We start from the raw sequence: 21,220 nt of genomic DNA, 5'->3' as shown, positions 1-21,220 counted from the left end.
GTGAAAGACCTTAATATATCATAGCATAAGAAACTGCGAGCACATTTATATTTTAAATAATTTCTATACAATAAAAGTATTGTATTAATTGTTACTGTTAGTGGGAAGAGTTTTTACTGTTAATGTGGATGAATCCCTTTTTGATGTGCTGGTTCAGCACATATTTTCTGAATATGAAAGAGAAAAAATTCCCGAGATAAAGGTCATACTTCCTTGCAAGAGGGATGTGATAGCGCTGCTGAGTGCATTCAAGAATTATAACGCTGAAAAATGCATAATTTTGCCAGAGATAGTTTCGCTAGAGAACATTGATGAGGAAGATTTAATATTAAATCTTGATAGAGTTAAAGTTATAAGTCCAATAAAAAGGACGCTGCTACTCATTCAATTCATATTGGAATGGAATAGAAAAAATAATGATAATTTCCCAATTGATTTAGCTTATAGCCTGCCATCATTGCTTGATAAAATTCAATCTACCCAAACAACGGATTGTTATCAATTTGATGAACATTCAAAAAAAATAGAGAATTTCATAAGCTTACTCACTGAGACTTGGAGTAAAACTTTAAAAGATTTAGAAGTAGTAGATATATTAAAACATAAGAGTGATTACATAAACAATATGATAACCTCTTTACAAAAAGACCAACATATAATCTTTGTTGGAATTGGAAAGGATAAGTCGTTAATTAAGGCTATATATGATCTGCCATTTGGAAAAATAATTTTGCCTAACCTGAATTTGAAAATTAAAGAGAAAGACTGGAAATTGCTTGATAAAAAACACTATCAATATTGCCTGAAAGATCTACTCGATTATTTAAAAGTGGATAGAAGGGATGTTAGTTTTCTGCCAGAAGCGTGTTCTGGTGTCATCCCAGTGCCCAGACACTGGGATCCAGAAAACTTAACTTTAAATGAGCGCACCAGGTGGCTGTATAATGAAAACTGGATCCCAGTGTCAGCTACTTGGATGACAGAAGAAAGGGCTGGGATAACAGGAAGTCCTGAGGAATATCTAGATTACGTCTTTGATACAACTGCCGATCTAAGCAAAGTTAGTAGTGGACATGTTGGCAATATTGAAGTCATCACTTGTGATTCCAGAGAGGAAGAAGCACAAGTGACATCATTAATTATAGAAAATGAAGGTTATGAAAACATTTCTTTGGTCGTCTTTGATAAATTACTTGCAGCTCGTATAGCATGTTTATCAAGGCAACACAGTGCCATACCGGAAAATTACCCTTATATAACGCTTCTGCTTTATAGTATCGAAGTTTTGACCTCAAATTGGAGCAGTGTGTCATTACTTTCGCTCCTTAAACATAGGCTAGTGACTTTTGGTTACACTCAAGAAGAGTACACTCGGATTTTATCTGAATTTGAAATAGAGATATTACGCAACTTTAGTACAAATGGCCTGAGCGATATTATAAATGCTATCAATGCCCATAAAAAGCTAAAATACAAAGAAGATATATTACTTATTATCAGTAAGTTAGAAGTTATATTTAATCCTTTACTTCGTTCTATAAATTGCTCTATTTTTGATGTGGTAGCAACTCATTTGCAGTGTATTAATATATTATCTGGTATAAATTTTTCAGAGCTAAATAGTGAAATAGGTAATTTTACCTGTAATTTTTCAAATGCATGTGAGGGTGTAGAAATTAAATGCTCCTTAGAGTTATATAGCCAAATTCTGACCTTATTTTTAGAGAAAGAGTTTTTCTCTGTAGCAAGTGACTTGAATAAATTCAGCTTATATCACAACAAAGTTGTGATACTTGCTGGATTTAATGAAGCGCCAAGCTTTCAAAGTCCGCTTTTGAATGCACTTACGAGAGAAAAATTTAATCTTCCTTCTGCGCAAGAAGAGCAGGGGTATTTTTTTTATACTTTACACAATTTGTTTTGTGCAAGTAAGGTTTATATTACAAGATCGCTAAGCCATAGAAAACCAATGCTATTGCAGCGTTTGGAAATTCTGTTGCAGGGGTCAAAATATCCTTATCGTGATTGGCTAAGGATATTAAATACGCCTGAATGTACTGTTCCATGTACTCAGCCTATGCCAAAACCTCAAACCGAAGTTAGAAAAGAAAAAATGCAGGTGATGTCTTGCAGTGCAATAGAAAAGCTAATTCGTAATCCTTATTCATTTTACGTTGAGTATATACTGGGCCTTAAACAATTAAGAGACTTGAATTTTAAGCCATCGATATTGGAATTTGGCACTATGGTACACAACATTCTTGCAAGATATTTACGCAACAAAAAATCTCCAATGAGCATTGCACGAGAAGCATTCTCGACTAGTCAGTTTAATTTTTCAAATATGTGGTGGGTAAGACTACAAAAGATAATTCAATCTTTTGTCGAATTTGATGAAACTCGAAGCAATTATGTTGAGTTGGAAAAGAGCTTTTCCTGTCCGATATTTCATATTCCAGCGCGTGAAACTGGTTCTTGTGATCAGTATGAAACTGCTTGGATGACGAATAGAGATCTGATCCCACAAGAAATCTTACTGACAGCAAGATGTGATAGAGTTGAGTATCTACCAAGTGGGCAAGTAGCAATTATAGACTATAAGCTTGGTACACCACCTTCCAATGAAGAAGTGATGTCGGGGTTTTTTCCGCAATTAATTTTACAAGCCTTAGCGGTAGAACATATAACAAAAAGAGAAGTCTCAGAACTTGCTTATTGGAAACTTGATTATGATAAAATAAAAGTTATTTCTATACAAAATTATAGATACAAAATGCAAGAATTAAAAAATGATCTGCCTGGTTTTTTATCTAACTATTTAAGTGATTCCACACCCTTTATTGCCTCTCCATATTTTGATAAATTCTTGAGATTTAACAGCTATAAACAGCTAGAAAGGGTAGGAGAGTGGTTGTAAATGGTGTCATCCGAGTACCTGACACTGGTTTCTATCCAAAAGGGTGTCATCCCAGTGCTTGACACTGGGATGGCTTTGTTGCATCACACTTTATGAGATGGTGATTTATGGTAAATTCATGTAACTATCTCAAATTTAGCCATACCAATATCAGTGAATTTATTAAGCAAATAGCATTTGATTAGCAGTTCTTTTTCTCGATTTATCTCAGATTTATTCCTAAAACTAAATCCGAATATTTGCTTTAATCTTGAGAAAAACCCTTCAATATAAGATCTTTTCCCATAATTTACTTCTTTTTTCCATTCTTTCATGCCATCTTCACCGTATAATTTTATTAACCTAATAGCAGCATTCCTGTCAGACATATAATCTATTTCTGGATGTTCTGCCGCATTGTTTATTGGTGGAATTTTTGTCTTTATATCATATTTGTTACACAACTTATAAAACTTGTGCCTATCACATGCTCCATACGCGTCAAGTTAAGGAAATAAAGGTATGAAAGAGATAGAATAATAAGGTATAAGTTCTCCCAGATATACTTTTAGTGAGAGAACCAATGAATAAAATAACTTGCTTATCAAAAAAGCTCAAAGAATTTTTTAATGAAAAAGCAGAGAAAATCTCAATTACAACAAGGTTTATAAAAAGAAAGAGAAAGCTAAAAGGTTCATCATTCGTAAAAGCCATGGTCTTGGGTAATATAGGAGTTGATAATTGTAGCGTAGAAACAATGTGTCAATTACTAAACGAGGACTCGATAGATATAACAAAACAAGGTTTGGATTTTAGATTTACTGAAGAAGCAGTGGAATTTATGAAAAGGATGTATAATGAATCTGTGGTTCTCTTTAAAAATATCTTGCAAGTTGATTGCAAAATCTTACAGCAATTTAATAGTGTTAAATTATTGGACAGTAGCTATATTACTCTACCTAACAGTATGGAAGAGATGTATAAAGGTTATGGTACTAGCTACAGTGGCTATGAAAGCAATACTAAGTCTGGAATAAAGTTACAATTAGTTTTCGATTACATGAATCAGATAATAGACCAACTTAATTTAACGGAGGGAATAAGATCAGACCAGGGATATAGGAAACATTTAAGTAATATATCAAGCAATGATTTGCTAATATCTGATCTCGGTTATTTTGTGCCAAGTTCTTTTAAACAAATCAATGAAATAGGAGCTTATTTCATAAGTCGTCGATACCAACGTATATGATGTAGAAACAAATCAAAAAATGGAGTTATTAGAATGTTTAGAGGATAAGTTATTTTTAGAAAACGAGGTATTGTTAGGAAAAGAAGCAAAAATTAGAGTAAGAATTATATGTCAGAAACTAACTGAAGAACAGTCTATAGCCAGAAGAAGGAAAGCTAATAGATTAGCAAGATCGCAGGATCCTCTAAAAGAAATCAAAAATTGTTGAATTGGTATAACTAATGTTCCAGAAAATAAAATTAGTGCTGAGCAAGTATTAACGATTTACAGAGTAAGGTGGCAAATTATTTAAATTGTATAAAAGCCATATCAGACTTGATAAGCTAAAAGGAAAGCCATGCAGAGTATTATGTGAACTATATGCTAAATTGTGCGCAATTCTTATATTTCACGGCATAGTTGGTTGCACAGAAGTGAAAAAGAATACAGAACTTAGCTTAACAAAGGCATTTATTGAGCTAAAAAGACGGGTTAGAGAGTTATTTTTAGTATTAACCAAGATTAATAGTTTAAAAGCATTTCTTAAAAAACTCACTATAACTTGGTCGCGATTTTCATTAAAAGACAAACGTAGAAGGGCTAGAGTATCCACTTTAACCTCTCTAAATTTGCTCACAATCTCTTAACTTGACGCGTATGATCACATGCTCTATCTGCATATAGTGCTTTTATGGCATGCTGAAAATCAACTTCTTTTAGCAAATCACAAGCTCCATAGTGATCAGACCGTTACTGTATTTTACAGCTATGGCTTTTTTGTTGTTTATATTCAACATTACGTGCAATTTTCTCGTTTGCTCATAGCCACGATATTTTCTGTCAGTGCTATTTTCCTTGCTGTGACCAGGAGTGTTGTTGTATATACTAATTCCTGTACTGTCTATAGCAATTTCGATATCTTCCATATTAGAGGTTGTCCGGAAACAAGTAAATTCAAGCATATTCCCTCTTTAACATAACCCTACTCATAGCTAGGTATATGAAATTCTCAGTGGATGTTGTGAGTAAATCATACTCCTTCGATAGCCTTCTATTCCTATTAACCCAAGCAAAAGTCCTTTCTACAACCCATCTTCTTGGCTGTACTTTAAACCCTTGTTCTCTTGTTGGTAGTAGCTCAGGTGGCGTATCTTTGTGCACCCAAAATCTACATGGAGGCCTTGTAACAATTTCAATATCTATGTCATATTCTTCCTTTATGTGATTCTTTAAATTTCTTCCTTGGTATCCCATGTCAGCCCACATTTTTTTAACTTTAGTATATTTTGTTCTCATATTGTTTAATGCTATTTTAATACCATCTCTATCATTTTCGTTAGCAGCGCCTACGTAACAACCTAGTATAAAACCCTGAGTGTCTGTAATTATATGCCTTTTTCTACCCTTTACTTTTTTACTTCCATCATAGCCTTTGATCCCCCCTTTTCTGTAGTCTTTACAGATTGACTATCTACTATACAGGCACTCGGCTGCTCATTCCTTCCTATTTTTCTTCTACTATATTTTGTAATTTCATAATTCATTTTCTCAAAAATTCCCTGCTTCTTCCATTGCCTGAACTGCTCATACACAGTCTTCCATAGCGGAAAATCATTTGGTAAATACCGCCATTGACACCCTGTACGCAATACATAGAAAATTGCTTCTAATATTTCTCTTTTGCTATACTTTGGCGGCCTTCCTCCTTTCTTGTATGATACTCTGAAGTGTTTTTCTATTCTTGCCTATTCCCTTTCGCTTAGATCTGTTGGATACTTTTTTCTCATCTTTACCCCGTACTAAAATTTCAGATATTATAGCCTTTTACTTGTTTCCGGACAACCTCTTATAGCTCTTTTCATAGAAGTCCGGATGTGATAAGGATAGATAATGATAAGGAGGTTGAATGCCAGCAGCATATAGTTATGATTTAAGAAAAAAAGCAATGGAGGCGCTAGACGAAGGAGAAAGCAGAGAAGCAGTGGCAGCAAGATTTAAGATTGGACGAACTACTTTATGGGAGTGGCAGCACTGTAGGCTTGACCATAAATTATGTTAAGATAGAAAATGACTATTTTAGATAGAGCTTGATGTAATGCAGTGCGATACAAAATAACGGTAGAATATAATGGTAGTAATTTCTCTGGTTGGCAAAAACAGCAACACTCTGCTAACTCAATCCAGGAGAAGATAGAAAATGCTATATTTAATTTTAGTGGTGAGAAAGTTACTTTGTACTGTGGTGGCAGGACTGATGCAGGAGTTCATGCTTTAGGACAAGTTGCTCATTTTGATATGGAAAAGGAATTTGAGCTTTATAGAATAAGGAATGCAATAAACTATCATTTAAAATCAATTCCTATAGTCGTGCTTAATGCAGAAGTTGTAGATGATGCGTTTCACGCACGGTTTTCAGCAAAAAAAAGATATTACGAATATAGAATAGTTAATCGCTATGCTCCTGCCGCTCTGGAGACGGGTTATGTATGGCAAGTGTTTAGCCCACTTGATGTAAATATTATGCGTGAAGCTGCTAAACATCTACTTGGAAAACATGACCTTTCAAGTTTCCGTTCAAAAGATTGTCAAGCCGCAAATCCGATAAGAACAATTGATGATATCGATATAATACAAAATGGGAATCATATACACATCAAAATATCTGCTATTTCCTTTTTACATAACCAAGTGAGGATTATTGTGGGTACTTTAGTTGAATTTGGAAAAAATAGAACCAATCCGCAAGAAATGCTAAATATATTAAACCAATGCAAAAGAAGTGCCGCTGGAGTTACTGCACCACCTTTTGGCTTATATTTGGTAAAGATAGATTACTAATTTAATAAAAGCTAGTGAAATAAGTGCCATACCGCCACGGTATCTCCAGATTCCGCTAACAAGCAGCGAGATGACGAGTTTAAGTTCTCATTGGCATTACTACATATAATGCACTTGAATCGTCTTCATCAGTGATAATTGTAGCACTATTACCATCGGCTAAGCTAAACTTACATTTATTTTTTATGCAGGATAGAACATCAAGTAAATAACGCGAGTTGAACCCTATTTCTATAGTGGCTTCATTGTAGTCCACTTCTATGGATTCAGTTGCATCACTGCACTCTTGGGAGTTTGAATGCAGAGTTAGCAGCTTTTCTTGTAGTGAGAATTTAATAGATTTTACTTTATCAGATACAACAACGGAAACTCGATCTATAACGTCTGAAAGTTTTTTACTTTCAATAATCATATGCTTATCTTGAGATGCTGGAATAACTGCTTTATAATTTGGAAAAGTTCCATCTATTAATTTTGATATTAGAATATATTCACCGCATGTAAACTTGATTTTTCTGTCTGAGAGTTTTACTTTAATTTCATTACAATCGTCCAATATTTTTAACAGCTCCATAACAGTTTTACGTGGAATGATCACACCAAATTCGCCATTGATGTTCCCAGGCTTTGGCCTCTTTATACATGATAAACGATGGCCATCAGTTGCAACGCAGTACAGAAATTGCTCATCTGTATGTAGATATATTCCATTTAAATTATACCTTGTATCATCTAGTGATACAGCAAATTTTGTTTTAGTTAATAAGTCTATCAGGTCTGTATTTAGTAGAGTACAATCATGTTTATAATTGTCTTCTTCAAGAGCAGGAAAGCTGCTTGAAACTACATTCGGTAAAGAAAAGTTTGCATTTCCGCAAGACATCAATAATTTTCCTTGGTTGTTTACTTCAAAATTGACATCCAAATCAGCGGGTAACTTCTTCACTATGTCATGTAAAGTATGCGCTGAAATTTTTACTTCTCCTTCTGTTAATACGGTTGCAGCAAGTGAGGCAAACATTGAAATGTCAAGATCAGTTGCCATTAATTTTATGCTGCCGTGTTGTGCTTTGATATTTATACACGCCAAAACATCTATTGCATTACGCCTTTCAACCACTCCACTTACTCTGGATAATGTATTTAAAAGACTTGTGCGGCTCACGCTAAAACGCATCTGCTCGCACACAGAATTTTGCTTTTTGATTTCTGTATCTACACCTGCAACCTCTGACATTGCTAACTCTCAAAAATATATTTTAAATGATATCCACATCCCATATAAAGTAAAGTGCTATTTATCGAAAGGGCAGTCTGTTTTATACTACAACTGGAAAATTACCTATTCTGTTACAATAATTTACTTTGTATGGCATAAATCATGCATTTTTTGATACGCTTTTTGAAAACCAAGTAGGGAATAAGTATCATCAATGGTCACTGTTTTTGTTTTTCCATTAACTACCATTGATAATCCCTGCTTCATTTTTAGAATGAGATCTTGATCTATTTTTGTATGCTCTGCCCACGCAAAACTTCCCTGTATTATGGGCAGTGTATATTTAATTTTTTTGTCGATATTGAGAGCTACAGGCTCCTTATCATACTGAAAACCAGAGGTAACGCTTACCTCATCTGCTTTTTTATCAACATAACTAACCATTACATACGGCTTGCGATTGGTTGTATAATATTCGCTTTTTTTTTTAGGATAGGATACAATATAACATACTTTCTCTCCATCTTCCAATGCAGTATACACGAGCCAATCTTTATATTTTTCCTTCAATTGTACATCACTAACCGATGCAAAAGCGCCTATCGAAAAAAATATTAGAAATATAAAAAAACTACGCATGCAAACCAAATTTCAAACTTTCAGATTGTATATATTGTTTTACCTTAGCCATCGCCTGCTCAGCCAACTGCCTTATTCTTTCTCTTGAAACACAATATTTTTTACTAAGTTCATCCAGAGTTTGAATGTTTTCAGACAAATATCTACTGATAAAAATGTCTCTTGCCCTTTCGTTGAGGCTCGCTAGTGCATTGTTTAAAATTGTTTCTTTTAATTCTTTTTCTTCATGATTCTGATAGGTTACTTCTTGACTAACCAAGTTACATGGGATCATATCTTGTAGCTCCCTTTTAGAGTCATCACCTATTTTTATGCAATCGTTTAGCGACTGATCCTTACAAGCCATACGGTAATTCATCTGCAGAACGTCTCCTTCGGATACAGAAAGCTCATTAGATATTGCTTTTATTTCTTCATTATTTAAGGTTTCCCTGTTTGTATACTGTAAAATTCTTTTTTTTATTTTACGTAAACTAAAAAACAATCTTCTTTGTGCTTGCGTTGTGCCTATTTTCACAAACGACCAAGATTTCAATATAAAGTCTTTTATTGAAGCTTCAATCCACCACACCGCATAAGTTGAAAAACGAAACCCTAAATCAGGATTAAACTTTTTCACTGCATGCATTAAACCCATATTTCCTTCCATGACCAGGTCCATCAACAATAGTCCATAATTTTTGAATTTCATTGCAATTTTCACTACCAAATTCAAATGGCTGGTAATCAATTTATGAGCAGAAGAAACATCCTTATATTGGTTCCAATTTTTTGCTAATCGTACCTCTTCCTCTTGAGACAGCATAGGAAATTTTTGCACCCTAGCAATATATTGCATGAGATTGGTTCTGCTATCGACACATAAGTTTGCCATTGAGGTCAACATAACAACTTAAATTAAAACTTCATGCATATAATATATTGATTTTCGAGCAAAAATTCAAGCTTTGATTTGAAAAAAGTACAAATTTTCCATCTAATTTCTTGGAGACAGTAGGCCGCAGTGTTAGCTAATTGGATAACATCATGTAACTTTAGATGATATTCTACCAGTACAATGGTAAACGTTATAGCTTAAACACATAGCAAATAGTGTTATTCCAGTGCCTTGACACTGGAATGGCTTTGTTGCATCGCTCTTCGGATAGTAGGTAACGTACAATAAATTCATGAAGCTATCTCAAACTTAGCCATGCCTATTTCAGTAAATTTGTTAAGCAAATAACACTTGAGTAGCAGTTCCTTCTCACGATTAATTTCAGATTTGCTCCTAAAACTAAACCCAAATATTCGCTTCAACCTTGAGAAAAATCCTTCAATATACGATCTTTTTCCGTAATTTACTTCTTCTTTCCATCTTTTTATACCATTCTCACCATGTAATTTCATTAACTGAATAGCGGCATTTCTATCAAGCATATAATCCAATTTTGGATGCTCTGCTGCGTTGTTTTTCGGAGGAATTTTCGTTTTTATACCATATTGATTACACAGCTTATAGAGCTTTTCTCTGTCATATGCCCTATCTGCATATAGTACTTTTATGACATACTGAAAATCGACTTCTTTTAGCAAATCACAAGCTCCATAGTGATCAGAGTAGACACCGTTACTGTATTTTACAGCTATGGCTTTTTTGCTGTTTGTATTCAACATTACATGCAATTTTCTTGTCTGTTCATAGCTGCGATACTTTCTATCTTCGCTATTTTCTTTGCTATGACCAGGAGTGTTGTTGTATATACTAATTCCTGTACTGTCTATAGCAATTTCGATATCTTCCATATTATTTTCTGCAATCATTGATCTTAATATTGAGTTTCTTAAACCTTCTTGATGATTGTGAATAGCTGATAACTTGCAAATTTTTCCCAATTTGCTCAAGGTATCCTGCTATAAACCCAACTGTTTGCCTCAGGCCTATTCTAAATAAACAAGTTATTATGTGCACCAAAATTACAACTTTATCGCTATAAATATTGTTGCCACCTGGTATTTTTGGACCATTCTCGTACCACTTTTCTATGGCTTCGTTGGTATAATGAAAAATATTTCCTCTTTTTTCTAGAAATTTGTTATATTCGCTATGGTTACTGACCCTCATTTTTTGTGGCATATTTTTTCTTTCAAGGTTAAATGGCTATTTTATAATGAATTTTGTCAGTAGCCACCAGATTTTTCAGTTGCTATGCAACAAAGCCATCCCAGTGTCAAGCACTGGGATGACACCTCTGGGCACTGCCGTCATAAAGGAACCAGTGTCAGCTACTTTCATGACATCAATAATTGACCTCGACTTACCGTCCAACTAGAAAGTTGTATATAGAATGACAGAAATCCAGATGTTATTTACTTACTTTCGATCTTTTCTATCAATTTTTTAACTAAGCCTCTTAGCTTTTTACTGGATTCATCAAGCTCTTGAATCTGCGAGCTGTGCTCTTTCATTAGTTCCTTATAGTTACCTCTTATGTAGTCAATCATTTCCTTCATCTGAGCAATCATCTTGTTAACATCCATACTGCCCAAATCAGGTATCGTGCCAGGCATAGCCCCTTCTAACATACCGCCAGCCATAAGCTGCTGAAACATTTGCACAAATGGTTTTAAAGTCTGATTAAGCAATTCAGGATCCTTGGCTAATTTTTCTATTTGCTCTTTGCAAGTATCCATATACTGCTTCATAAATCCATCTTCTTGCCCTTTGTCCATCATAATTATAACCTACCTAAAAATACGTGTTCTTTATTATATATTATTTTAAAATTAAAAACAATACAAAATACCTGTCACAATTGCATTAATACTTTTTAAATAATAAAAAATGCTCCTTTGCTTATAAAGGGTCACATACCTTCTTTAACCATTCCTTATCTTTTACGCTATTTTCTAAGTTTTTATAGACAAATTGATGGTAGCCATTTATCCATTCAATTTCATCCTTAGTAAGCATTTGCACACTTATTAGCCTTCTATCATATGGAATAGAGGTTAGTTGTTTAAATCCCAAGAAACCATTTTTATGTTTATCAACATACATCAGATTTTCAATCCTTATTCCATACTCTCCCGGAATGTAATAGCCAGGTTCGTTGGATAGTATCATGCCTGGCGTGAGTTTCACTTTATTTCCCTTTGATATTGCTTGTGGTCCTTCGTGTACTGATAGGTAACTTCCTACTCCATGCCCTGTACCATGCATATAGTCCATTCCAAATTTCCATAAATGCGTACGTGCTAATATATCCAATTCTCCACCAGTAGTGCCAGGAGGAAAGATGACACTTGCTATAGCAATGTGAGCTTTGAGTACTATTGTATAGTGGGTTATTTGTTCATCAGTTGGATTGCCAATTGCTACAGTTCTTGTCACATCAGTTGTGCCGTCAAGGTACTGGCCACCAGAGTCAATCAAATACAGTCCATCTTTCTGAATTACTTTATTCGTCTTACTGCTTGCACGATAGTGAATTATTGCTCCATTCTCATTAAATGCTGAAATTGTTGGAAAACTTAGTTGCTTAAACAAATTCTGCTCTTTTCTGTATTCTAAGAGTTTCTCTTCAGCTTCAAGCTCTGTACCAACATTATTTTCAAGCCAATGTAGAAAGTTTGTAACTGCCACTCCATCTCTGATGTGCGCATTTATAGCCCCAGCTATTTCAGTTTGATTTTTTACTGCTTTATGAATTAAACAAGGATCCTCTCTTTCAGCTACCTGTTTATCTTTTATTACAGCCATGATACTCATTGGAGTTGTGTTTGGATCTATAACTATTGAATTTAGCTTGTGCAGCGAATTTTCTAGCTCACTAATATCAAAAATATTTATATGATTGCCTAAATTTGCTTCTATAGTTGAATGTTCTTTATCTTGAATAAACAAATCAACATTACCGCTTTTATACAATATAGCACGGCCCAATATACATGGAGTATATTTAGCATTTTCGTTTCTTAAATTTAATAACCATGAAATTGAATTTGGATCAGTTAAAAGCACTACTTCAGCTTCTTTATCTATACTTTTAGCGACTTTTTCACATTTGTCCTTACTACTTTCACCAGCATATTCAATAGAATGTAAAACCACTGCTTGTTTTCGATAGTCACTTTTTTTTCCAGCTAAACAGGGTATTAATTTACAGATATTCTCATACTTTCTTATATCTTCTATGGTAAAATATTGCAAATAATAACCTAGTGAGGCAGTCGATGTTAAGTTTGCTTTTATCCATTCGCGTGGATCCTCTTCTTGTATATTATATACTTGAAAATTGCCCCGATCGAGCTGATTGCGAGCTTGTGTGATATAGCGTCCATCCGTAAAAAATGGGCACTTGTTGTCTTTTGTAACGATAAGTAGCCCATTTATTCCTGTAAAGCCACACAGCTTTGTTAGCTCCTCTGAATACTCATTTAAATATTCATCTTTAGTATGCAACATAAATGCATCAACGTTTATCTCGTGCATAAAAGAACGAAATTCTTCGATTTTTGACATAGAACACCTCATACAAAATTAGCAGCCACTTTCGTTTTCCTGTTTCTCAAATACACTAATATGCCAACTATCGCTGCAGGAGTGATGCCTTGTATTTGCTTTGCAATGCCAATTGTTGCTGGTTTTATCGTCTGCAACTTTTCTATTACTTCACTTGACAGGCCTTTAACTTGTGAATAGTTGAAATCAATTGGAATTTGAGTGTTAATTTCCTCTCGTAAAAACTTCATATCCGCTTCTTGTCTTATTAGATAAGGTTTGTATTTTGCTTCAATTTCAACCGCTTCGCATATTTCATTCTTAGTTATGCTACCCATTGCGGTGCCATCCCAGCGCGTGATGCTGCTTAACTCCGGCCATATTTCTTGTAATTTATTCCAGTCGATGTTTGGATAGCTAAGTAAATCTAGTGCCGTTTTTCTTATCCCATCATAAGATATTTTGATACCATAAGACCCAAGCTGCTCAGGAGTAATCGTCAGACTCCCTAACTTCTCTTCAAGCTGCTTAATGGATTCAAGTTTATTCTGTAAAACAGAGTATCTCTCATGCGAAACAAGGGAAATATCATAACCTTTTTGTGTTAATCTTCTATCTGCATTGTCTGACCTGATAGCTAGCCTATATTCTGCACGTGAGGTAAATAATCTATAAGGCTCGATCACCCCTTTGGTGACCAGGTCGTCTATCATTACACCGATATACGAATCTGTACGATGGAGAACAAAGCTTTCTTTTTTTTCAAATGCAGAGAGTGCTGCATTAATTCCGGCGATAATTCCTTGCCCTGCTGCTTCTTCATATCCAGTGGTGCCATTAATTTGGCCAGCAAAATATAGGCCTTTGACTTTCTTGGTTTCAAGAGTATGAAACAGCTCTCGTGGGTCAATATAGTCATACTCAACTGCATATCCAGGTCTTAGTATTTCTGCATTTTCAAGTCCCTTGATACTCTTTATCATTTCACGCTGCACTTCAATAGGCAATGAATTTGAAATTCCGTTTGGGTATACAGTATCATCATCCAGCCCTTCTGGTTCTAAAAATATTTGGTGGCTACTTTTTTCTGCAAATTTTTTAACTTTAACTTCAATTGATGGGCAGTATCTTGGTGCTATAATATCATCCAAATATGAAGAAGCTGACCTGTGAAGGTTCTCTCGAATTATTTTATGCGTGTTTTCATTAGTATGGGTAATAAAGCATGATACCTGAGGTTGGTTAATTTTTTCTGTGAGATAAGAAAACGGCACAGGTGGATTATCACCCACTTGTTCTTGCAATATTGACCAGTTTATAGTGCCACGATCAAGCCTTGGCGGAGTTCCGGTGCGCAATCTACCTAATTTAAAATTATATTTCTTCAACGTATTTGCAAGTTCTACTGCAGGCTTATCTCCCATTCTCCCTGAAGGAGTTACCTGCTCTCCTATATGAATCACACCCCGCAGAAAAGTCCCTGTAGTTAGAACGACTTTACTTGTCAGTATATGCTCCCCTGAGCTTGTTATTACAGCTTTAATGCACAATTCTCCATTGTTATTACTCTCTATAAGAAAATCGTCAACCGACTCTTCTTTTACCGTCAAATTATTATAATTTAGAATAATTTCCTGTATTGCTTGCTTGTATAATTTTCGGTCTGCCTGTGCACGCGGGCCCCATACTGCTGCACCTCTGCTGCTATTTAAAATGACTGAGTGTATACTTGCTTGATCGATTGCTCTTCCCATTATTCCATCAAGAGCGTCAACTTCCCTGACTACAACGCCCTTTGCAACTCCTCCGATTGCTGGATTGCAGGACATTTCCCCTATAGTTGAAATTTTATGAGTTATAAGCAGCGTGTTTGCACCAAGGCGAGCTGCAGCAGCAGCAGCTTCGCACCCTGCATGACCACCACCTACTACTACTACATCATATTTATGCATGCCTTCTTGAGTAATTCTTACTCTACTAATATTCTAACTATTAGCGGTTAATGTCAAATTTTACAGTAATTAACTATTTCAATCATCAGTGGCCAATGTATAGCTAACTCACGTCATACCGTCACGGTATCTCTAGATCCCGCTAACAAGCAGCGGGATGAAGGTTTTTCAAATTATCGGGTTTTAGTGGGGCGAGCGACCAGGATCGAACTGGCGACATTCAGTACCACAAACTGACGCTCTACCAACTGAGCTACGCCCGCCAAGATATAAAATTTCTAACATAAGAGCGCAAATAGTCAATTGATTATTTAACTCTCTTTTTGCAGAGGGTTTTAAGTTTAGCCAATAAATATTTTCATTGATACTTTTACCATTATAGTTAATTGTATTGACACTAATGAAGTAGTGGTATGTTTAAAAGTATTTTCACATTTAGTTTTTTTACGGCTATTTCAAGGATCTCAGGGTTAATAAGGGATGTATTAATTGCTACGGTTATTGGCGCAAACTCTCTTGCAGACATATTTTTTTCTTCGTTTCGCTTTGCCAATCTATTTCGAGCATTTTTTGCAGAAGGAGCATTTACCACGTCCTTTATACCGTTATATTCAACAGAATCACACGATGATAAAAAGGCATTTAATTTTGCAAGTAGTGTAATATCCATTACGTTTATTATCTTAGTAATTTTTTGCCTTATTATGCAAACTTTCTCCCCTTATATGATTCAAATTTTTGCTCCTGGATTTGACCAAAGTAAGTTTACCCTTACTGTTACTTTATCAAGAATTATGATGCCCTACATAATCTTTGTTTCAATTGCATCACTTATTGGTGGAATGCTGCAAGTAAAGCAGCATTTTGCTTCAACAGCTATTGCACCAATCGTTTTGAATCTTTGTTTAATCATCAGTTTGTTTGTGCCTTACGTAAAAACCTCAGCGCACAACCTTTCTATAGCTGTGCTGATAGGAGGAGTTTTTCAGTTGTTGCTGATGCTATTTAGTGCATATAAATTAAAGGCAGCTTTTTCTTTTAGCCTTGAATTAAGCAATGAAGTAAGGTTATTTTTTAAGCGTGTGGTACCTGCAATTATCAATAATTGTGTAACTCAAATAAGCTTATGGATTGATACAATCATGGCGAGTTTTATACCAAATGCGGTGTCCTATATATATTATGCCGATAGACTAAATCAACTACCGCAGGGAATAATCGGTACTGCAATTGGTACAGTGCTTCTTCCTTTAATTTCAAAACAGGTGGATAATACTGAAAATATAGTCAAAATACAGAACAAGGCTCTCAACATAGGATTAATGTTAATTATGCCAACAACTGCTGCCTTTATCATTATTCCCGACATAATTTTACTTACGCTTTTTTCTTACGGCCGGTTTGATCATTATGCAGTGCAGCAAACTGTTCCCACTTTAATAGCATTTTCTCTTTCTTTACCTGCATTTACTATAAATAAAGTATTGCTACCTACATTTTTTGCTAAAGGCAATCTGAAAATGCCAACCATATTTTCGCTAATGTGTCTTGGAATTAATGTAGTGCTAAACCTTTTGTTAATGAACGAGTATCAGCATACGGGGATTGCTATTGCTACTTCCGTTTCCACTTGGATAAACTCCATTCTATTAATTAGTTATTTAACAATAAATAAAATGTATAAGGTTAGCCAAGCGTTATTGTTAAATGTCATGAAAATTTTTGTAGCAACGGCAGTCATGTCAATAGCCCTTTATATTTTTAATTCTTTGTTGGCAGGATTATTTTTTGATAAAATGTTGGCTCGTATTGTTTATTTAACGACTTTAATAGCTTTGAGTGTTATTGTTTATTTTGGTATTCTCTATTTAATATTTAAGGGAAACTTTAAGCATGTGTAAATTATGAGACTTTCTTTATATGCTATATTATCAATCTCGCTGCTATTAATTCTCATGCATGTTGCTGCAACTTTTAAGGATTGGAGTGGCTACAAAGGATATGTTATAAAAGAGTTGGAGAAGACGTATGATGCTAAAGTGCATATTGGAGGAAAAATTAAAGTTTCGTTGATTACCCCAAAGCTCACTATCTATAATGTATATATACAATACAACGAAAATAAAGAGCAAAAGTTATCAGATTTAATTAGTGTAAGAAAAATTGAAATAAGGCCATCGTTCCTATCGTTGCTTTTATTCTCATTGCAACCAAAGTCAATCACATTGTTTGGCATGAAAAGCAATAAAGAAAATTTACTTAATATTATAAATGCAAAAGCCAGTGGTAACATAGTTGATATAGTAATAAAAGACAGCCAAGTAAGTTTTAAGAGTGATTTCGCTGATATTGTTAACATAAAGGAGGTTGCTGTAAAAAAAAATAGGCAATTCTCTGGTAAAGTAAAGGTAGGTGATAATAATTACGATTTTTCAGGAAAGGTTGATATCACAAAAAGGGACGTACACATTAGTGTTGAATCAAATTTTGTAAATTTGCTATTTACAGGTAATAGAAATCAAGAAGAACTCCAGGGTAATTTAACACTAACGATTAATAATAGTTCCGGTTCTGTGAGTAATTTAGCAAAAATCATTAATCTTAGCTTTCTCCCTTGTGTTATTCCTAGCGAAAATATCAAGATATCATCCAATATAAGTCTTAACGAAAGTGAGTTTACGGTAACTGACTTAAAAATTGATTCCAAAAGCATGCAAGCCAGTGGTACAATACAAAACGATAGAAAAAGCGATCACACTAATCTCAATATTAGCTTCAGTAAAGTTGACTTAGATTCCATACAAAATGATTCACAAAAAACAACAAATATAAAAGACCTTCTGGAATGCTTTAGAGCAGTTGTGCCAAAGAACTTGAGCTTAAATTTTAATATAGAAGCTTCTAACATTCAATATCAAAACAAAATATTGGACAATTTCCGTGCTGTACTAAAATCCACTGATGGCAAAGTAAAAGTTAATACGCTTCTTAAATTTCCTGGAATCAATAATATATCTTACTTATCAGGAGAGATCTCAAACAATAATGTCCTATCTGAATTCAACGGTGATTTATTAGTCGAAGGAAATGATTTTGAGTCATTCATTTCATGTTTTTTCCCTTCTATAAAGATGAAAGAAAACCAGAAAAATCAATTTACACTAAGTTCTAAACTGCACCTTGCACCAAGAATATTATCTATCTCAGACATTAGACTGCTAAATAATAAGGAATCCTTGCAAGGGTCAATTAGAGTAAGCCATACAAAAAAACACAATGTGGTCAATGGTGAATTTAGCATGCATAATCTTGATGCAGATAAATATGATCATTCATTATTTAGCAGTTTACCTAAAATGCAATGGCTGAAAAATTTTCAGTATGATACAAATATAAAGGCCCGTGTTAATAACCTTACATTGAATGATACGAAAATTAAAAATTTGGATTTTTTGCTGAAAATGGAAAAAGGTAAGCTAGTTGCAGATAAAATAAAACTATCTGGAGAAGATTTCGATATTACCGGTAATGCAAAAATATTAGCAGATCAAAAATACGCCAAACCTTTATTAGATGTTAACCTTACGGGCAGTAAATTTAATGGAAAAATTATTACATTACCAAATTTAGTAGAGACGAAAAGAAATTCAAGAAATGAGATAGATCAAATTCAATGGTCAACAAAGCAGCTTGATTTTTTGGATGATAAAGAAGGCTTTGATGCAAATGTGCAAATCAATACTGCAGAATTTAAAACCGAGCAGAATGTTTTAAAAGATTTTAATTTGGATGCGGTAATGAGAAACAACACTATCACTATCAGGCAGGCAAGTTACGTATTAGAACGCGGGCAAGTGTTTTTTCAGGGTTATTTAAGATCAGACTCAATAAATACAAGATTTTCTATTGTAAATTTGGACACTAAAAAGATTGGTAAGGTTATAGGAATTGACAATGTAAATGGTCAGGTAAGCTTAAATGGTGAAATCAAAACTCAAGGAAAAAGTTTTCATGATTGGGCTAGTAACTTATCAGGAGATGTAAACTTACAAGCGCAAGGAATAGAAGTTACTAATGTAGATTTCAATTCATTTATCACTAATTTGTTAAGCAGTAATAATAAGTCTGAAATCTCCACACTTGCTTATATTGATATATATAATGGTAAAACATTTTTTGAAAATATTAGCGGAAAAGCAAGTATTAAGAGTGGTATATGTTCAACTAGTTTACAGTTCGGGATTGATCAAGCATCAGGGTCGATCTCTTCTAACTTAACCTTATCTAACTTCACTTTAAATTCTATATTCAGGTTCTTTTTCATACCACCAAACTATAGTAATCCAATCTATATCGATATGCACTTGGATGGCCCTATTTGGCGTCCTAAGATGAGTTTTGATGTAGACCAAATCTTCATCGCTCTGGTTGGCAAGAAAAATAGTTAATTTACTTAGGTGTACGGTTTAGGGGACAATAAACTCATCTGAACGGATACAAACTTAACCTAACTCATCACCACCTGGCAGTGGTGGCAAGCCAAATGCTTCTCTCTTTTCGTTGAGCGTCATGAAGCTTGCGTTTTCTACGTATTTCCACAACTTTTGTCTCTTTTCCATGAGAATTTCTATTGCATCTTTGTCGTACGACAAGCACAGATCTTCACCAAATCTTGGTGTCAGCCAAGAATTCAGGTGACAGATAATATTTTCTAGCGTTGGTAAAACCGTCTGCTCCCAGAGGGATAAGCGTGCTTCGACTAAATTGCTATAAGTGTTATCACCTGGTATGCCAAGCAACTGCGGCGGAACGCCAAAAGCCAGGGCAATATCACGAGCTGAACTGTGTTTGGACTCAATAAAATCCATATCCCTCGGCGAAAGACTCATCTCCTTCCACTCCAAGCCTCCTTCAAGCAATATCGGTCTTCCAGCGTTTATAGAACCTGAATAATGATCATTTATCTGCGCTTTTAAGCGTTGGTACTGCTCTTGACTTAAACTTCCACCACTCCCGTCCTTTGCTGATTTCACAACTATTGCACCACTTGGTCTTGCTCCGTTTTGCAACATCGCTTGATTCCAAGCACCCGCCTGATTATGCTGATCTATGCTATATGCAGCTGCCTCAATCGGTGATAGCCCATACCAATCATTCAAAGGGTTAAAGGTCTTTAGGTGCAACACTGCTGAACGTCCGGTTAGTTTATCAACTTTAAAGTCATAACTGTTGTTATTTATGGTATAACGATAGATATAAGGAACGTTATTTCTCCCTGGAACAATTTCAACCCTATCTGGGCGCAGAAGATAAAGCTCTGTTGGTGGTTTTCTACTATTCTGTGACTCAATCATCAATATATAAGAATTGCCGTTAACTAACCGATAAGTTACAATCCCCTCAATAAATTCCGATTTTGATGTCATTGGGTTAGGAGAATAAAGTAATTTCAGTAATGGATGGGCTTTTAGTTGCGATTTTCCCTGTTCAGTAAGCTGGCAGAGAGTAAAAGGTACCGAAGATGCAGCACTTGCAATCATATTGATTGCTCGAAAGGCAATAACATTTTTTATGTAACCTTCCTCAGCAAAACTTACATAATCACGCTTACTCCAACTTGGCTCCATCATTAGCTGCAAAGCAGAATATTTAGTAAATACTGCGCTTTTTTTTCTTTGAAAGATGTTGAAATTCATATGTGCCTCATGAAAGATGTTTAAAAGTTAAAAGTGTTTTAGATTCTGTAGTTAAACTAAGACATAGATCCCAGTGGGCTTTGTTGCATCGCTACTTATGAAAGGCTAACTATAGTTAGGATTATAAGCAACCTATTGAAAATCTTGTTTTTTTGCAATCAATCTGATCAAATTTAAGAATAGTAATTTGTTATTTATATTAATAAATTTAATTCTATTGAAAATAGCTAAAGCATTGAAATTCTTGAATTTTAGCCAGATTAGTG

At 34.6% G+C, this 21,220-nt stretch carries 18 protein-coding genes, 1 tRNA gene and 2 pseudogenes; 7 read left to right on the top strand and 14 right to left on the bottom strand.

All coding sequences use genetic code 11. The features are described 5' to 3' along the window. Positions 1-100 precede the first annotated feature (100 nt). Positions 101-2,917, top strand: a complete 2,817-nt coding sequence (locus ABWU47_RS00660) for a WPE palindromic element domain-containing protein (protein WP_353285707.1) — start codon at positions 101-103, stop codon at positions 2,915-2,917. A 116-nt stretch (positions 2,918-3,033) separates the two neighbouring features. On the opposite strand, the gene ABWU47_RS00655 is transcribed toward ABWU47_RS00660, so the two are convergent. Next, complete coding sequence (locus ABWU47_RS00655; protein WP_338482649.1) at positions 3,034-3,360, bottom strand: transposase; 327 nt, start codon at positions 3,358-3,360, stop codon at positions 3,034-3,036. 119 nt (positions 3,361-3,479) lie between these two features. On the opposite strand from ABWU47_RS00655, the pseudogene ABWU47_RS00650 reads away from it, so the two are divergent. Continuing rightward, positions 3,480-4,774: pseudogene (locus tag ABWU47_RS00650) on the top strand (IS4 family transposase). A gap of 69 nt (positions 4,775-4,843) precedes the next feature. Here the strand turns inward: ABWU47_RS00650 and ABWU47_RS00645 are convergent. Beyond that, complete coding sequence (locus ABWU47_RS00645) at positions 4,844-5,089, bottom strand: hypothetical protein (RefSeq protein ID WP_353285706.1); 246 nt, start codon at positions 5,087-5,089, stop codon at positions 4,844-4,846. After that, a protein-coding gene (locus ABWU47_RS00640; RefSeq protein WP_238513981.1) for an IS5 family transposase occupies positions 5,082-5,866 on the bottom strand; the annotation gives its coding sequence in 2 pieces (ribosomal slippage) (positions 5,082-5,545 and positions 5,545-5,866; 786 coding nt in all). Before ABWU47_RS00640 ends, ABWU47_RS00645 begins: the two co-directional genes overlap by 8 nt. Before the next feature lie 167 nt (positions 5,867-6,033). Between ABWU47_RS00640 and ABWU47_RS00635 the strand changes: the two are divergent. Both ABWU47_RS00635 and truA read left to right on the top strand, forming a co-directional pair. Further along, positions 6,034-6,156 (top strand): annotated as a pseudogene (locus tag ABWU47_RS00635) (IS630 transposase-related protein); the annotation flags it as partial. Positions 6,157-6,227: 71 nt separating this feature from the next. Continuing rightward, the gene (truA, locus tag ABWU47_RS00630; RefSeq protein WP_010963021.1) at positions 6,228-6,965 is read left to right on the top strand and encodes a tRNA pseudouridine(38-40) synthase TruA; all 738 of its coding nucleotides are present in this window, start codon (positions 6,228-6,230) and stop codon (positions 6,963-6,965) included. Positions 6,966-7,044: 79 nt separating this feature from the next. Here the strand turns inward: truA and dnaN are convergent, their stop codons facing one another. The 6 genes from dnaN to ABWU47_RS00600 form a co-directional block, all read right to left on the bottom strand. After that, on the bottom strand, positions 7,045-8,202 hold the full coding sequence (gene dnaN, locus ABWU47_RS00625; protein ID WP_077188385.1) for a DNA polymerase III subunit beta: 1,158 nt from the start codon (positions 8,200-8,202) through the stop codon (positions 7,045-7,047). A gap of 123 nt (positions 8,203-8,325) precedes the next feature. Then, on the bottom strand, positions 8,326-8,823 hold the full coding sequence (locus tag ABWU47_RS00620; protein WP_006279310.1) for an invasion associated locus B family protein: 498 nt from the start codon (positions 8,821-8,823) through the stop codon (positions 8,326-8,328). Beyond that, positions 8,816-9,709 (bottom strand): RNA polymerase factor sigma-32, encoded by an 894-nt coding sequence (locus ABWU47_RS00615; RefSeq protein ID WP_010963019.1) that lies wholly within the window; start codon positions 9,707-9,709, stop codon positions 8,816-8,818. Before ABWU47_RS00615 ends, ABWU47_RS00620 begins: the two co-directional genes overlap by 8 nt. Before the next feature lie 138 nt (positions 9,710-9,847). Then, positions 9,848-9,994: a hypothetical protein gene (locus ABWU47_RS00610; protein WP_353285705.1), complete on the bottom strand. Its 147-nt coding sequence runs from the start codon at positions 9,992-9,994 to the stop codon at positions 9,848-9,850. Then, positions 9,991-10,626 (bottom strand): transposase, encoded by a 636-nt coding sequence (locus ABWU47_RS00605; protein WP_082246250.1) that lies wholly within the window; start codon positions 10,624-10,626, stop codon positions 9,991-9,993. Before ABWU47_RS00605 ends, ABWU47_RS00610 begins: the two co-directional genes overlap by 4 nt. Next, a complete protein-coding gene (locus tag ABWU47_RS00600) occupies positions 10,610-10,939 on the bottom strand; it encodes a transposase (protein ID WP_049973609.1) in 330 nt (109 codons plus the stop codon). The genes ABWU47_RS00605 and ABWU47_RS00600 overlap by 17 nt, the downstream gene beginning before the upstream one ends. Before the next feature lie 34 nt (positions 10,940-10,973). Here ABWU47_RS00600 and ABWU47_RS00595 point away from each other — a divergent pair, with 34 nt between their 5' ends. After that, entirely contained in the window at positions 10,974-11,135 is a 162-nt protein-coding gene (locus ABWU47_RS00595; protein WP_353285704.1) for a hypothetical protein, read from the top strand. 37 nt (positions 11,136-11,172) lie between these two features. On the opposite strand, the gene ABWU47_RS00590 is transcribed toward ABWU47_RS00595, so the two are convergent. The 4 genes from ABWU47_RS00590 to ABWU47_RS00575 all read right to left on the bottom strand — a co-directional run bounded on the left by ABWU47_RS00590 (position 11,173) and on the right by ABWU47_RS00575 (position 15,521). After that, a complete protein-coding gene (locus ABWU47_RS00590; protein ID WP_353285703.1) occupies positions 11,173-11,538 on the bottom strand; it encodes a hypothetical protein in 366 nt (121 codons plus the stop codon). 121 nt (positions 11,539-11,659) lie between these two features. Then, positions 11,660-13,327: an aminopeptidase P family protein gene (locus ABWU47_RS00585; RefSeq protein ID WP_353285702.1), complete on the bottom strand. Its 1,668-nt coding sequence runs from the start codon at positions 13,325-13,327 to the stop codon at positions 11,660-11,662. A gap of 8 nt (positions 13,328-13,335) precedes the next feature. Beyond that, positions 13,336-15,258 (bottom strand): tRNA uridine-5-carboxymethylaminomethyl(34) synthesis enzyme MnmG, encoded by a 1,923-nt coding sequence (gene mnmG / locus ABWU47_RS00580; protein WP_353285701.1) that lies wholly within the window; start codon positions 15,256-15,258, stop codon positions 13,336-13,338. 187 nt (positions 15,259-15,445) lie between these two features. Continuing rightward, a tRNA-His gene (locus ABWU47_RS00575) sits at positions 15,446-15,521 on the bottom strand. Positions 15,522-15,671: 150 nt separating this feature from the next. On the opposite strand from ABWU47_RS00575, the gene murJ reads away from it, so the two are divergent. Together murJ and ABWU47_RS00565 are read left to right on the top strand one after the other, a co-directional pair. Further along, the gene (murJ, locus tag ABWU47_RS00570) at positions 15,672-17,159 is read left to right on the top strand and encodes a murein biosynthesis integral membrane protein MurJ (RefSeq protein WP_353285699.1); all 1,488 of its coding nucleotides are present in this window, start codon (positions 15,672-15,674) and stop codon (positions 17,157-17,159) included. Between the two features lie 3 nt (positions 17,160-17,162). Then, entirely contained in the window at positions 17,163-19,706 is a 2,544-nt protein-coding gene (locus ABWU47_RS00565) for an AsmA-like C-terminal region-containing protein (RefSeq protein ID WP_077188342.1), read from the top strand. Positions 19,707-19,760: 54 nt separating this feature from the next. Here the strand turns inward: ABWU47_RS00565 and ABWU47_RS00560 are convergent, their stop codons facing one another. After that, complete coding sequence (locus ABWU47_RS00560) at positions 19,761-20,954, bottom strand: phage portal protein (protein WP_077188343.1); 1,194 nt, start codon at positions 20,952-20,954, stop codon at positions 19,761-19,763. Positions 20,955-21,220: the final 266 nt, after the last annotated feature.

Origin of the sequence: Wolbachia endosymbiont (group A) of Gastracanthus pulcherrimus (assembly GCF_964028265.1) — a bacterium.
Taxonomy (GTDB): domain Bacteria; phylum Pseudomonadota; class Alphaproteobacteria; order Rickettsiales; family Anaplasmataceae; genus Wolbachia; species Wolbachia pipientis.
Note: the sequence above shows the minus strand (reverse complement) of the source record. Positions and strands in the feature narration are given on the sequence as shown.

Coding starts and splice junctions, on each gene's coding strand:
- ABWU47_RS00645 (WP_353285706.1), bottom strand. CDS start 5,089: ATGCTTGAATTTACTTGTTTCCGGACAACCTCTAATATGGAAGATATC.
- dnaN (WP_077188385.1), bottom strand. CDS start 8,202: ATGTCAGAGGTTGCAGGTGTAGATACAGAAATCAAAAAGCAAAATTCT.
- ABWU47_RS00620 (WP_006279310.1), bottom strand. CDS start 8,823: ATGCGTAGTTTTTTTATATTTCTAATATTTTTTTCGATAGGCGCTTTT.
- ABWU47_RS00615 (WP_010963019.1), bottom strand. CDS start 9,709: ATGTTGACCTCAATGGCAAACTTATGTGTCGATAGCAGAACCAATCTC.
- ABWU47_RS00610 (WP_353285705.1), bottom strand. CDS start 9,994: ATGAATTTATTGTACGTTACCTACTATCCGAAGAGCGATGCAACAAAG.
- ABWU47_RS00605 (WP_082246250.1), bottom strand. CDS start 10,626: ATGATTGCAGAAAATAATATGGAAGATATCGAAATTGCTATAGACAGT.
- ABWU47_RS00600 (WP_049973609.1), bottom strand. CDS start 10,939: ATGCCACAAAAAATGAGGGTCAGTAACCATAGCGAATATAACAAATTT.
- ABWU47_RS00595 (WP_353285704.1), top strand. CDS start 10,974: ATGAATTTTGTCAGTAGCCACCAGATTTTTCAGTTGCTATGCAACAAA.
- ABWU47_RS00590 (WP_353285703.1), bottom strand. CDS start 11,538: ATGATGGACAAAGGGCAAGAAGATGGATTTATGAAGCAGTATATGGAT.
- ABWU47_RS00585 (WP_353285702.1), bottom strand. CDS start 13,327: ATGTCAAAAATCGAAGAATTTCGTTCTTTTATGCACGAGATAAACGTT.
- mnmG (WP_353285701.1), bottom strand. CDS start 15,258: ATGCATAAATATGATGTAGTAGTAGTAGGTGGTGGTCATGCAGGGTGC.
- murJ (WP_353285699.1), top strand. CDS start 15,672: ATGTTTAAAAGTATTTTCACATTTAGTTTTTTTACGGCTATTTCAAGG.
- ABWU47_RS00565 (WP_077188342.1), top strand. CDS start 17,163: ATGAGACTTTCTTTATATGCTATATTATCAATCTCGCTGCTATTAATT.
- ABWU47_RS00560 (WP_077188343.1), bottom strand. CDS start 20,954: ATGAATTTCAACATCTTTCAAAGAAAAAAAAGCGCAGTATTTACTAAA.